11 protein-coding genes are annotated in these 13,498 nt (G+C 69.2%); 6 read left to right on the plus strand and 5 right to left on the minus strand.

Translation table 11 applies throughout. From position 1 onward, the window contains the following. Positions 1-417 precede the first annotated feature (417 nt). Positions 418-750, plus strand: a complete 333-nt coding sequence (locus tag ACQEVJ_RS19645; protein WP_433102977.1) for a hypothetical protein — start codon at positions 418-420, stop codon at positions 748-750. Positions 751-1,097: 347 nt separating this feature from the next. Here ACQEVJ_RS19645 and ACQEVJ_RS19650 read toward each other — a convergent pair whose 3' ends face one another. From ACQEVJ_RS19650 to ACQEVJ_RS19660, 3 genes are all read right to left on the minus strand, one after another. Further along, a complete protein-coding gene (locus ACQEVJ_RS19650; protein WP_433102979.1) occupies positions 1,098-1,415 on the minus strand; it encodes a helix-turn-helix domain-containing protein in 318 nt (105 codons plus the stop codon). Continuing rightward, entirely contained in the window at positions 1,412-1,774 is a 363-nt protein-coding gene (locus ACQEVJ_RS19655; RefSeq protein ID WP_433102981.1) for a type II toxin-antitoxin system RelE/ParE family toxin, read from the minus strand. The genes ACQEVJ_RS19650 and ACQEVJ_RS19655 overlap by 4 nt, the downstream gene beginning before the upstream one ends. A gap of 771 nt (positions 1,775-2,545) precedes the next feature. Further along, on the minus strand, positions 2,546-4,096 hold the full coding sequence (locus ACQEVJ_RS19660; protein ID WP_433102983.1) for an ABC transporter substrate-binding protein: 1,551 nt from the start codon (positions 4,094-4,096) through the stop codon (positions 2,546-2,548). A 352-nt stretch (positions 4,097-4,448) separates the two neighbouring features. Between ACQEVJ_RS19660 and ACQEVJ_RS19665 the strand changes: the two genes are divergently transcribed. The 5 genes from ACQEVJ_RS19665 to ACQEVJ_RS19685 are packed head-to-tail and all read left to right on the plus strand — an operon-like array spanning position 4,449 to position 11,210. After that, positions 4,449-5,405 (plus strand): DUF6282 family protein, encoded by a 957-nt coding sequence (locus ACQEVJ_RS19665; protein WP_433102985.1) that lies wholly within the window; start codon positions 4,449-4,451, stop codon positions 5,403-5,405. A 4-nt stretch (positions 5,406-5,409) separates the two neighbouring features. Next, complete coding sequence (locus ACQEVJ_RS19670) at positions 5,410-7,704, plus strand: CaiB/BaiF CoA transferase family protein (RefSeq protein ID WP_433102987.1); 2,295 nt, start codon at positions 5,410-5,412, stop codon at positions 7,702-7,704. A gap of 10 nt (positions 7,705-7,714) precedes the next feature. Next, entirely contained in the window at positions 7,715-8,935 is a 1,221-nt protein-coding gene (locus ACQEVJ_RS19675; protein ID WP_433102989.1) for an amidohydrolase family protein, read from the plus strand. Further along, positions 8,932-9,999 (plus strand): peptidyl-alpha-hydroxyglycine alpha-amidating lyase family protein, encoded by a 1,068-nt coding sequence (locus ACQEVJ_RS19680; protein ID WP_433102991.1) that lies wholly within the window; start codon positions 8,932-8,934, stop codon positions 9,997-9,999. The genes ACQEVJ_RS19675 and ACQEVJ_RS19680 overlap by 4 nt, the downstream gene beginning before the upstream one ends. Positions 10,000-10,010: 11 nt before the next feature. Continuing rightward, entirely contained in the window at positions 10,011-11,210 is a 1,200-nt protein-coding gene (locus ACQEVJ_RS19685; protein ID WP_433102993.1) for a cobalamin-independent methionine synthase II family protein, read from the plus strand. 66 nt (positions 11,211-11,276) lie between these two features. On the opposite strand, the gene ACQEVJ_RS19690 is transcribed toward ACQEVJ_RS19685, so the two are convergent. Both ACQEVJ_RS19690 and ACQEVJ_RS19695 read right to left on the minus strand, forming a co-directional pair. Beyond that, entirely contained in the window at positions 11,277-12,365 is a 1,089-nt protein-coding gene (locus ACQEVJ_RS19690) for a hypothetical protein (RefSeq protein ID WP_433102995.1), read from the minus strand. Between the two features lie 25 nt (positions 12,366-12,390). Further along, on the minus strand, positions 12,391-13,470 hold the full coding sequence (locus ACQEVJ_RS19695; protein ID WP_433102997.1) for a Rieske 2Fe-2S domain-containing protein: 1,080 nt from the start codon (positions 13,468-13,470) through the stop codon (positions 12,391-12,393). Positions 13,471-13,498 lie beyond the last annotated feature (28 nt).

Genomic DNA, 13,498 nt, shown 5'->3' on the forward strand with positions numbered 1-13,498 from the left:
GTCGCGCCGTCCTGCAGTTGAAGATCTGGTTAACGAAGAGCGGGTGGTCTCTCCGGCGGTTCTTTTCGTCCATCCAGGTTGGGATGGACGAAGTGCCACTGGTGCTCAAAGTCGATCAGTGGTCGGCGAGGCGATGGGCGCCGCCGACGCGGTAGGCCAGGCTTAGCCACACCGCGGACCTGGACTCACCGCACGCGGTGTCGTCGGGACTCCTGAGACCCTCCAGGGTTTAAACGCCTTCAAGGGGCGCTGTCGGCGCTCTGGCGAGCGGCCGCTATCGAGGGCTGCTACGGCCATCGCGATCGTGAGCCCGAGGAGCAGGACGAGGTCGCCTGCACCGTTTCGTCACTGGCCGAATTTGGATTCCTGCGAGGTACGGTCATCCTTCCGACCGGTCACCGGGTTGTGTGCGGATGCGTGGCTGTCCGTGAGGATGGAGGCTCGGACTGGCTCGACTTCTACCTACCGGTGGGCGCGCTTGAGCGCATTGACGAGCGGTTCGGAAGCTACCTTTTCGATCAGGCCGGCGGAGAGGCAGTCTTCGGTTGGCGGCGCACTTACGACGACTGGCTGGCCGACATCGGAACCAGCGTCTATCAGGAGGTCCCGTTCCGACTCGGCTTGATCGGCTTCGAGACGTCAGGCAGCGTCGACGCGCGTGAACTGAACGGTACCCCGCCCGAAGAGCGCTGGATGGGATACCTGTTGCCGGCTGATGGGGTCCTTCGCTACCTGGCCGCCAATAGGTGACCGACGTTGCCGTCAACCGTAGCCGTCAACAGCCCCATATGATCATGGTCTCGGGACTGTTTTCGCAGGTGGGGCGCCAGGGACTCGAACCCTGAACCGACGGATTAAAAGCGCCCTTGATCAGTGTCGCCCGGTGTCGTACCGTGCCGTTTCGCGCCGTTTCATCCCCCATCCTCCCTGTCGCTCTGCCGGGTGATGACACCGCGTTCCGTGCTGTATCGGGGACAGGCGAGCAACCAGCGAGCAAACAGGGATCGCTTGACCATCGCCGGGTTGCTCACGCACCCCACGCGGGGTGGCCGCCGAAGTCGGCTACCGCGCCCAGCATGACGTTCTGCTCGAGTTGGTCAGGCGATCGCGGCGATATCACCGTCATCGAAGTAGATCGACTGGTGGAGTCGGCCTCCGAGAGCGACCGCGTAGCGGGCCAGGATGTCCTGGCCGGAGATCTTGCCCTGCTCGATCTGAGAGATGCGCCCCTTGGTGACCCCCATGCGCTCGGCCACCTGCTGCTGGGTCAGGCCACGGCTGCGGCGGATCTCCGCCAGCCGATGCCCCTGGACCTCGGCCAGAAGCTCCCGCTTACCGGCTTCGACCGCTTCCTCCCCGCCGGCCCGCTCGACATGCTCCGCCCGGATGTCCTTCCAGCGAACGTACCCGCTCATTTTCCCTCCTCCTGCTGAGCGCGCTCCTTCAGGTAGACCTCATACCGGTGTTCGGCCAGCGGAATGGCCTCCTCGTACCAGCTTTTCCATCGTCCGGCCTTGTCACCGGCGACCAGCAGGATGCTGGAGCGCCACGGGTCGAAGGCGAACAGGATGCGTACCGTGCCGGGCCGGAGTTCCTTGAGGTTCTGAATCGACGATCCTGTGATCATGTCGACCAGCGGCCGCCCCAGCCCAGGACCACCTTCGGCGAGCGCCTCGATGGCCTGCACCACCCTTGCGTGGGTGGGATCGTCGAGCTGCTCGATCCATTCGCGGACCTCGGTTACGACGTAGACGTCCCATTCCCCTCCGGCCACCTCTGGAGTATAGCAATAGGTATACCTCGGGGCCGATGGGGCCGTGTCCTGTCTTTGCGTACCGTGAGCAGGCCCGGTGGCTCCGGCTTTCGACAGGCGGTGCAACTGCAGCTCTCAACCCCCGTGGAACTTGCCCAGCACGATTTCCGAATGCCGATGGCTGCTGTCGTGGGTGCGAAGCCAGCCGCAGCTCCAGTCGTGGCGCCAGCAAGGCCAACGCATCGAGCTGCACCAAAACCTAAAGCGTGACCATTCGACTACGGAAGGATCGACGCCGTGGAAGCGCTGGCCAGCAGCTACCTCGTAGAGCTTGGTCCCGTCGTCGTCCGGCTCACTGGGACGCATGGTGAAGGTACGCAAGGTCACGGCCTTGGACGGTGGACATGGAACCCCAGGAGAACATGGGGTGACCTCACCCCGGTCCACGGCGTAGCGCTGCATGGACATCCGCATCAGGGCGTTGTCGAGCCGGCAGGCCAGCCACGGGTCCATCCATTCGGTGGGCGGCCCTCATCTTGATCGTGTCTCTGGTCATCCCCGGTCTCGCTAACCTCATCGTGACCTTGGTTGGCGGGGTTTCTTCTCACCTTGTGAGATGGCCAACGGCGGGTTGCGGTCTTCAGGGGCTGCGTCGGCCTGTCCTCGGGGGCGAGCGATCACCGGTCGGAAACGAGAACGAGTTCGGGCGAGAGCGCGACGCGGGCCCTCAGGTGCGCCATAGGGTGCGGCCGGGCCGCACCCTATGCGGACCGGCCTCACCGGGGTCGTTGCCTAGTTTTTCACGGAGATGCCGCGCCAGTCGTACTCTTGCAGGAGTGTCGTGCCGAACCCCTCGACGTTCGTGCTCACGCCGTAGGTCTGCTTCAGGCTGCAGATCGGGATCAGGCTCGGGCCGGTCTTGGTGATTATGTTGATCAGCTCGTGGGTGGGCCCGGAACGCTCTTTGGTGTCGGTGCTTGCGAGCGACTTCTTCAGCAGATCCTCCGCGCCCGGGTACTCCACCTTGCCGTAGTTGTACAACCCGTCGGGCAGGTACATGGTTTGGAGGAAGGCGCTGGGGTCCGGCCGTCCTGTGGCGTATTGGCCGAGCCCGGCCTCGAGGTTGCCCGAGCCGCGCGCGACGCCGTACGCGCTGGTGTCCATCACGTTGATCTTGATCTTGATGCCGATCTGGCCGAGCTGCGCCTGGATGATCTGAGCCAGCGAGGAGAAGGCCGGGAACGCGATCGTGCTCAGGGTGAAGGAGAACCCGTCCGCCTTGCCGGCCTTGGCCAGCAGGCTCTTGGCGGCGGCGACGTCATAGGTGAGGTCGGGATCCTGCTCCAAGCCGTCCGCGTGCGCCCAGTACCCTTCGGGGAAGGGCTGCACGGAAGGCGTGCACGCCCCGGTGAACCCGCTGTTGTCCGCGATCGCCTTGCGGTCGATCACGCGCATGATCGCCTGGCGGATGAGCGGGTCGGCGAACTCGGGCACGGCCTTCGGGTTGAGCAGGATGCCGATCAGGTTGGTGCTCGCCCCCTGCACGACCTTGAGGCCGGCGCTCTGGGCCTCGGCCATCTGCGAGCCGTCCATGCCGATCGCGTCGAGCTGGCCGGAGGCCAGGGCGCGGAACCGGGCCGAGGAGTCTTGCTGCTGGAGGTAGCGGACCCCGGAGTTCTTCACTGCGGCCTTGTTCCAGTAGCCGTCCCACGCCTTGTAGACGACCTCGCTGTCGGTCTTGCTGACCAGTGTGTATGCCCCGGTGCCCACCGGCTTGGTGCCGAGGTCGGGGCTGTCGATCGCCTTTGGGCTGATGATCATGCCCGCCTCGCTGGCGAGGATGTTGGCGATCGCCCCGGGAGGCCCGCTGAGGTGGAAGCGCACGTGCGTGTCGTCGACCACCTCGATGCTCTTCACCATGTCCAGCTGTGCCTTGACCAGGCTCTTGGGCAGGGTCTTCCCGCGCTCGATCGAGCGCTTGACGGCGTCGGCGGTGAGCGGCGTGCCGTCCTGGAATTTCACCCCGTCGCGCAGGGTCACGTCGAACGTCGTGCCGTCCTTGGACAGCTCCCATTCGGTGGCCAGGCCGGGGATCACCTCACCGGAGGCGTCCCGGGTGAGCAGGCTCTCGTACACGGGGGTGAGGAAGCTCTGGTTATAGGTCGCGGACATGGCGGGATCGAATGTCGACACCACCGTTCCGCCGAACCGGAGCTCGCCCTTGTCGGTGGACGTACCGTCGTTCGTCCCGCCTCCGCCGCCGCAAGAGGACAGGACGAGGAGGGTGGCGATGGCCGTGGCGACGGCGATGGCGCGACGGGGAGTGGGGAGTCGGCTTGTCATGGCTGGCATCTCCTCCGATCGAATCGTCGAGATGATCGTGAGTGGGGATGTGTTCTGGAGGCGGAAGTCACGCCGCACCGAGAGTTCGCAATGTGAACGTTGTGTGCATCATCTGGCTGCCGTGAGCGTAGGGGAGCGGTTGGGCGCGCACAAGCCTTGTTCTCCTGATTGTTAGGTGCGTCGTTCCACTCCTTGACACTGCTTTTGAATATCGAACATGATGAGCGGAATGTGAACGCGACTGCTGAACGGTGTCATTTGGTCTGAACGCCGTGGACGGGCGGGTCTCGCGTGGTGCTCACGCAGCGGTCCCGGACCCGTCCTACTCAACCTGCGAATGGAGTCAACGACGATGGGGATCGGCCTGCGCCAGGAGTACACGATCAGCGACCTGGACCGGGTGGGAGGCCGGCCCGACCCCGAGGTGGACCGGCTTCTCCAGGGCGCGGTGGACCTCCACACCCACCCCAAGCCCGCGGCCATTCCCCGCCGCATGGACATCGTCGAGATCGCTGCCGCGGCCGCGGCAGCGGGCTACCGAGCGATCGTCGCCAAATCGCACCACCACAGCATGGTCCCCGAGATCCTCGCGCTGAAAGAGCACGGCCTCTCGAACATCCCGATCCAGGTCTTCGGCGGGATCGCGCTCAACCACTCGGTCGGCGGACTCAACCCCTACGCCGTGGAGCACGCCCTCCAGATGGGAGGACGCGTCGTGTGGTTCCCTACTCTCGACTCGCACGCCCACCGCTGCTTTCACGAGCACGCGCACTTCCCCGCGGTCGGGTTCGCCCTGCGCTCCGGCCCGCCGATCTCGGTGCTCGACGGCGGCGTACTCAGGCGCGAGGTGCACGAGATCCTGGAGCTCATCGCCACGAAGAACGCGATACTCAACACCGGCCACCTCGGAGCCGACGAAATCGACTTGCTGCTGCCCGCCGCGCTGGCCGCCGGGGTGGGGCGAATCATGATCAGCCACCCTGACTTCATCATCGGCAGCGACCCCGAGCACGTCACCGGCTGGGCCGAGCAGGGAGCGCACATCGAGTTCTGCGCCGGGCTCTACGACCGGGCGGACGGCTTGCGCGACACCGACCTCGTCGTGGAGGACCTCGCCCGCTTCCTGGACGCGCTGCCGGCCGATCGCGTGATCATCAGCTCCGACACCGGCCCGCTGCGCAGCCCGCAGCCGGTCCACACCGTGCGCAGGGTGCTGCGCGGACTGCTGGACCTCGGCCTGCCCGCCGCCGACCTGGCCGCAGCGGTCTCCGCCAATCCGGCCGGGCTGCTGTTCGACGTGGAGGTCTGACGACATGGCGACCGGTGTCCTGACAGGCATACGCGTGGTCGACTTCGGCCAGTACGTGGCGGGCCCGCTGACCGCGCTCATGCTGGCCGACCAGGGAGCCGACGTGGTGCACGTCGACCCGCCGGGTGGGCCGCGTGTGGACGGCGCCGCCGACGCCGCGCTCAACCGCGGCAAGCGCCGGATCGAGCTCGACCTCACCGATCCCGCCGGCCTCGCGTTCGCGCACCGGCTGATCGAGGCGTCGGACGTGCTGGTGGAGAACTTCCGGCCCGGCGTGATGGACCGGCTCGGCGTCGGCTGGGAGGCGATGTCCGCGCGGAACACCGGGCTTGTCTACTGTGCCCTGCCGGGCTTCGCCGCCGACGACCCCCGCGCCCATCTGGCCGGCTGGGAGGGCGTCATCGCCGCCGCCACCGGGAACTGCCGGGTGCGCAACGGTGAGGGACCTCCGGGGTGGGACGATACCCGGCCGACCTACAGCCAGGTGCCGGCGGCGTCCACCACCGCCGCCTCCCTCGCCGCGTACGCGGTCGTGGCGGCGCTCGTCGCCCGCCACCGGACGGGGGAGGGGCAGCGGGTCGAGGTGCCGCTGTTCGACGCGATGTTCGAGCTGATCGGCGGGCACGCCCTGCACCATCCCGGGCAGGCCCCCGCCAAGGAAATGCCGTTGACCGCGCTCGGCACCGGGACCTACCGCTGTGCGGACGGGCGATACGTGCAGTTCGCTCCGATCGGTACGCACGCGCGGTTCTTGACGTGGTTCCTCACGGCGGCCGGGCGGCCGGACTGGGCGGCCGAAGGGCTCACCGACGAGGTGCGGCTGCGTACTGAGCCCGCGCTCCTCGCCGAGCTGCGCGGCCGGCTCGCCGACCTGTTCCTCGGCCGCACCGCGCTGGAGTGGGAGCGGATCGGCGCCGACGCGGGCGTGCCGCTGGCCATGGTGCGAACCTCCGCGGAGTGGGCCGGGACCGCCCACGCTCGCGAGTCCGGCCAGGTGGTCCACGTCGACGACCCGATGCTCGGCCCGACCTGGCTCGCCGGCCCCGCCGTGGTCCCCGCCGGCTCGCCGGGGGCGCCCGCCAAGCCGCGGCGGCTTGGCGACGCCGACCACGCCGAGCTGGAGGCGGAACTGGCCAGGGGGAAGGGGACCGCGGCGCAGCGACCTGCGGCACACCGGCCGGACGGGGCTGCGCTCAAGGGCATCAAGGTCGTGGACCTGACCCAGATCCTCGCCGGACCCACCTCCGGGCGGCTCCTCGCCGATCTGGGGGCCGACGTATGCAAGATCAACGCGCCGCAGCGGCGGGTGGCGGCGCACGGTTACGTCAACCGGGGCAAGCGGTCCATGCTGCTCGACATCGAGTCCGCGGCCGGCCAACGGGTCCTGTGGGACCTGCTGGCCGAGGCGGACGTACTCATCCAGAACTTCCCGCCAGGCACCGCCGAGCGCTACGGCATCGGCTACGAGCATGTCAGGGCGCGCTGCCCGCACGTGGTGTATGTGTCGGTCAGCTGCTACGACGCGACCGGGCCGTGGGCGCCCCGGCGCGGGTACGAGGTGCAGGGCCAAGCCGTCACCGGCCTGATGCACCGTACCGGCGGCGACCGGCCCGCCGTCTACGGCCCCTACAACCTTCTCGACTACGGCACCGGCGTGATGGCCGCGTTCGCCGCTGCGCTCGGCGTGTACGGCCGGCTCGGCACCAGCACGGGCTCGCACTTCAGCGCCTCCCTATCCCGGACCGGCGCCGTCCACCAGGCGGCGGTCCCCTGGACGGACACGGAGAACGGCGGGCCGGAGTCGCTCGGTCCTCATCCGCTGCACCGCTTCTATGAGGCCGCCGACGGATGGTTGTTCCTCGGCGCGGCCCCAGCCGACCTGCCGCGGCTGGCCGAGGTCCCCGGCCTGCGGAGCGTACGCGACGCGGACGAGGCCGGCCTGGGCGGCGTCCTCGCCCGGGCCTTCGCCACCCGTCCGCGCGCCGAATGGATCGAGGCGCTCGGCCGTGTCGCGATCGCCGCTCACCGGGTCGTCGGCCTCAAGGAGCTGATGGCGGACGACACCGTGCGTGCCCGGGGCCTGAGCGTCGACCAGGAACTGGACGGCGTCGGCACCATGCGGATGCCCGGCGTCGCGATCAGGCTGTCCGCCACGCCCGCCCGCCTGGGCGCGCCTGCCGCGCCGCCCGGGGTCGACGGCCCCGCCGTCCTCGCCGGCCTCGGCAGGGAGAAGGACGTGGAGGACCTGGAACGGGCGTGGGTGCTGCAGATCGGCCCCTCCGCGTCGCTGTGGCCGTAACACGGGAGAGATGACTCAGATGTATGACCTGCTGATCAAGGGCCACCTCGTCGACCCGGCCTCGGGCACCGACGGCCCGAGGGACATCGCGATCAAGGACGGCCTGATCGTCGAGGTCGCGCCGGACATCCCGGCGGACCGCGCCGCTACGGTTCTCGACGCCGGCGGGAAGGGCCGCTATGTGGTCCCCGGACTGATCGACATGCACACGCACGTTGCGCGCGGCGCCAACACCAAGGGCCTTGCGCTGCAGAGCTGTGATCCCGACGACGTCGGCGTACGCTCCGGGGTCACCACCGTGGTCGACTGCGGGTCCACCGGCATCTCCCAGATCGGGGTCTTTCCCGCCCACATCCAGCCCGCGGCGCGCACGCGGATCGTGTGCTTCGTCAACGCGGGCAGCCACGCGCACTCCATGACGAGCGCCGCCGACCTGGCCGGGCTCGACGACATCGACATCGGGGCGGTCACGCGGGGCGCTGCCGCGAACCCCGGGCTGATCAGCGGGGTCAAACTGCGCCTCGTCGGCGCGATCGCCGACGAGCGCGGCGCGGACATGGTGCGCGGGGCCAAGGAGATCGCCCGGGAGCTCGGGGTGCCGCTGATGGTGCACATCGGCGATCCCATGGGCGCGCGCCGGGCGGGCTCGGCCGCGCTGCCGGAGGTCACCCGCTACCTGCTGGGGGCGCTCGAACCCGGCGACATTCTCACCCACCTGTGCACGGCCAACGTGGGCGGCGTCAGCGGCATGGAGAAGGCCGCCGCAGCAGCCGGGTCCAACGGCGTGGTGCTGGACTCCGCGCTCGGGCGGGCCAACTTCGGCTACCGGGTGGCCGAGCGCCAGGCGCAGATCGGCCTGCACCCGGACACGATCAGCAGCGACCTCACCGCGATGGGGCAGAACTTTCACAGCCTCGTCGAGTGCATGGCCAAGTTCCTCGCGATCGGCTACTCCTTCCAGGACGTCGTGCGGATGACCACGTCCGCGGCGGCGGCCGCGCTCGGTATGGCTGACCGGCTGGGCGCCGTGGCCGCCGGACGCGAGGCCGACCTCACCATCCTCGACCTCGTCCCGGGCGAGTTCTCCTTTACCGACTCCCTGGGCGACACGTTCACCGGACGGCACGGCATCGTCCCGGTGCACACGCTGCGGGCCGGCGAGCCGATCGCGCCGCGCTGGGGCACCCACCCGTGGGGCTGGCTGCCCGCGACGGCCGGGGCGGGCGCGTGACGGCCGCCCCGGAGCGCCTCTCGCCGGCAGGGTTCGAGGTGACGGCGACCTGGGAGCGGCTGCCCGAGGCTCTCGCCCACCGCGATGTCTCGGCCGTCGGGACGGACTCCGGCGACCGTGTCTACCTGCTCACCCGGTACGACGGGCGGGTGCTCGTCTACGAGCGCGACGGCACGTTCGTTGGGGAGTGGGGGAGCGGGGTGTTCACCCAGCCGCATGGGCTCACCGTCAGCCCGGACGACCACATCTGGTGCGTGGACAACGGCGACCACACCGTACGCAAGTTCACCCGCGATGGGCGGCTGCTGCTCACACTGGGCACGCCGGGCGTACCGTCCGACACCGGCCACGCGTTCGGCCGACCGGTCGCCGTGCACAATGTCGAGACCGTCCGACGACCGGCGGGCCCGTTCAACGGCTGTACCAACGTGGCCGTGGCCGAAGACGGCGACGTCTTCGTGGCCGACGGCTACGGCAACTGCCGTGTTCACCACTTCACCGCCGAGGGTGAGTTCGTCCGCTCCTGGGGAACCGTCGGCACTGGGCCCGGGCAGTTCCATCTCCCGCACTGCATCCGGCTGACAGGCGACGGCATGCTGCTCGTCGGCGACCGGGAGAACGACCGGATCCAGATCTTCGACCGCGACGGCACCTGGGCCGGTCAGTGGACCGACGTGCGCCGCCCCTCCGACATCGCGATAGACCGGGACGGCACCGTGTACGTGGCCGAAATGTGGCGCCCGCCCGGCAAGGCGTCCTTCGTCCGGGCGGCCACCGACCGGGACCAGCCCGGCAGGGTGACGGTCCTGGACCGCCGCGGCAGGGTGCTCGACCGGTGGGGGACCGGCGGCCCCTCGGACCGGCCGCCGGCCCGGGGGACGGTCGGCACCTTCGTGGCGCCGCATGGCATCGCGGTCGATTCGCACGGCGACGTCTATGTCGCCGAGGTGACCTACAGCTTCGCCATCCGCGCTGGCCTGGTCGGCGCCGACCTTGCCGCACACCAACTCCAGAAGTTCGTCAAGACGGATGCGGTCCGCGCGGCCGCCCGTCCGTCACCGTGAGGAAAGGTGTCATGACCACTTCGAAGAAGATCCAGGTTACCCACGGAGGAAACCTTCCGCTGCCATCACGGCTCACCGAGCTGATCGCGGGCGACCCACCGGACCGGGACGCGATCGACGCGTACATGCCCGAGGCCGTGCGAGAGGTCGTCCAGCGCCAAGTCGACTACGGCGTCGACATCCTCAACGACGGCGAGTATGTCAAGGCCGGCGAGCCGGGAAACTACCACGGCTACATCCACCAGCGGGTCCAGGGCTGGGAGGTGCTCCCGATCGACCCGTCCATCGAGCCGAAGCGGGCCGGGGTCGCGGAGCGGGACCGCAGGGACTTCCCCGGCGTATACGCCTCCGGGCTGTGGCTGTCCGGCTCGGGCGGGCCGATCCGCCCTGGCTTCGCCACTCCCGGCCCGCCCAAGCCGCGTACGACCGAGCGGGTGTGTACCGGGCCGATCTCCTACACCGGCCACAGCGCCATCGCCGCCGACGTCGACGCGCTCATCACGGCCACCAAGGACGGCGGCCACCAGGGCTTCATCGCCGCCCTGGGCCCGCTCAGTCTCGCGGCCGGCTCCCGTAACGCGTACTACAAGACCGAGGAGGAGTACCTCTTCGCAGCCGCGGAGGCGCTCGCGACCGAGTACCGCGCGATCACCGACGCCGGGCTGGTGCTGCAGATCGACGAGCCGGAGTTCGCCTCGGCATGGATGTTCCACCCTGACTGGGACGTCCAGGAGTACCGCCGCTACCTGGAGCAGTGCGTGGAGGTCATCAACCACGCACTGCGCGGGTTGCCGCAGGACCAGGTTCGCTTCCACATGTGCTGGGGCAGCGGCCACCGCCCGCACGTCAACGACATTGAGCTGAGGCACATCGCCGACCTGCTGGTCCGGATCGACGCCGGGACGTACGCGGTGGAAGCGGGCAACGTGCGGCACGCTCACGAGTGGCAGGTCTGGGATGACGTCGCGCTGCCGGAGGGCAAGCGGCTCGCGCCCGGCGTGGTCAGCCACGCGACCGACCTCGTCGAGCACCCCGAGCTGGTCGCCGAGCGGCTGATGAAGTTCGCGAGCGTGGTCGGTGCGGAGAACCTGCAGGCGGGCACGGACTGCGGCATCGGCTCGCGGGTCGGGCACGAGGAGATCGTATGGGCCAAGCTCCGCTCGTTGTCGGAGGGAGCGGCCATCGCGTCGAGCCGGCTCTGGAAGCGGTGAACGCGGCCGCCTGCCCCGGGGCGCGACCCCGGGGCAGGCGGGCGTACCGCACGGAAACCCATGCGTTCAGGACCAGCGCGCGAAGCCGAGGCCCGCCCCCGTGCCCGCCTCGGTGCGGTAGACGGGTTCGTAGGCGAGTTCTTCCATGGTGAGGTCCGTCTTGGCCATCATCGCGCCGAGGGTGACCCAGTTCAGGCACTCCGAGGTGGCCGAGTGCAGCCGCTCGCGAGGCAGTGAGGTGAGTGTCGCCGTGTCGCGCTCCCGCAGTGCCCTCAGCAGTACGCGGTCGAGTTCCTCGTCCACCACGAAGTGGCTGAGCCCACCCGAGGCGATCACGACGACCCGCACGTCGTCGTCCCACTCCGCGATGGCGTCCGCGAGCGCCTCGCCGAGCGCGTGGCAGCGCCGCGGCGTCACCGCATTCGGCGGATAGCAGGTGTTCTGCGAGAGCGGCAGGATCGGCGGATGCCCGTCCCCGAGGAGCCGCCGCACGACGAAGGCGTAGCCGTGCGGAAGCCCCTGGGGCCGGAACGCCGTTTCGCGGACGACGTCGAGCTCGCCGTCGCCTGCCGGATAGCGGCGCGCGACCCTGCCGCCGTAGCTTTCCTCGACGTAGGTCATCTGGCTCACGTCGAAATCGTGCTCGACCAGGTACTCGATGAGATGCCGGCCGAGCCTGGAGTCGACCGGAACGTCACGGCGCACGTCTCCGTAACCGTCGGCGACCATCTGGTCCATCATCCGCTGCCGCTCGGTGCCCCGCACCGAGATCGGCCGGGGGATCAGCGGCACGGTGTCGCCCCAGAAGAGGGAGAACGCCGGCATGTTGGACTCGTAGAACCACTCATCCTGGTCATCGCTGATGATCAGGATGACATCGGGGCGCGCGGCGGCGATGCTGTGCGCGAGCTCGTCGAGCGCGGTCTGGCACCGCTCCGACTGCTTCTCGAAGGTGGCGAGGTCGCGCGGCCGCGTACGGATCCATTCCGGGACCACCGTGGCCACGGCTTCCTGGTAGCTCATCGCCCGGCCCACCGTGGGGAAGACGAGCTCGGGATTGTTCTCGTCGCGCTCGGCGTACTCTAGCCACATCTCGGGGGGGAGGATGAGTAGCGGGGTGTGCGACGTGGCGGCGCCCAGGACGATCGATGCCATGGCCTGTCCTCCAGGTGAACGGTGATCAGCGGGTGCTCGACTCGGCACGCAACCGCCGGGCGAGCATCCGGCGGGCAATGAGCGCGGCCGTGTCCAGGCGGGTGCTCACCTCGGGTGTCGTGCCTTCTTCGTCGGCCAGTCGCTGCAGGACCGCCACGGCGTGCGCGTCCTCGTCGATCAGGCAGAGCTGACCCTCGTGAACGGCTGCGTCCATCTCGGGGTCGTCGTGGGCGTAATCCCGGCCGATGGCGAAGAAGTAGTGCGTCCGCTTCGCCGACAGCGGTGTCAGCCCGTAGACGACCTTGCCGAGGTACGGGCGGCGGGGTCCGGCCGCGACGTCGTGTACCGACTCGGCGGCCACGACCATCGTGTCCAGCACGTAAAGGGACGGGACGAAAAAGTTGATGTGCTGCTCGCGGTCGATGGGCGACCGCAGGCCGGTGCGCTCGCGGTAGGTGGGCGGGCACTCGACCTCGCGCATCACGCGGGAGGCCCGGACCAGCCACCGCTTCTCGTCCGACTCGCTGACGATGCCGGTCTCCGCGACCTCCCGTGTCCCGATCTTGGTGGCGTGGATGAACGACTCGTGGGACAGATCGAGCACGTTGTCCGCGATCAACTGGTGGTTGCCGTCGATCAGCGCGTGGCCGGCCACGAACTGGAAGTTCGGATCCCCGAAGCCGGTCTCCTCCGGGATGCCGGCCGGATCGGCGAGTGCGGGGTCGCCCATCCAGATCCACACGAACGGCCCGTTCTCCGCGGTCGGGAATGACCGCACGTCGGACCCGCCGGGGATGCCGCTCTGACCGGGCACGCTCAGGCAGGTGCCCTCCGGATCGAAACGAAAGCCGTGGTACCCGCAGGTGATGACGTCGTCGGAGCCGAGCGTGCCCTCAGACAGCGGGTAGCCCCGGTGCGAGCAGCGGTTGCGTAGCGCGACCGTGCGCCCGCTCCTGGTGCGGAACAGCATCACGGAGACGCCGAGGATGCTGCGGGCGAGCATCTGCTCGCCGCACTCCGAGCGCAGGGCGGCGATGTACCAGGCGTTGCGGACGAACGATGGGCGGGAGTCGGTGGGGGCCTGTGTCGCGGTGGGCTGAACCATATTTCTTCCTCCGTTGCGGGGAGGCCCG

The organism is Microbispora sp. CA-102843, from assembly GCF_050936215.1.
Lineage (GTDB): Bacteria > Actinomycetota > Actinomycetes > Streptosporangiales > Streptosporangiaceae > Microbispora.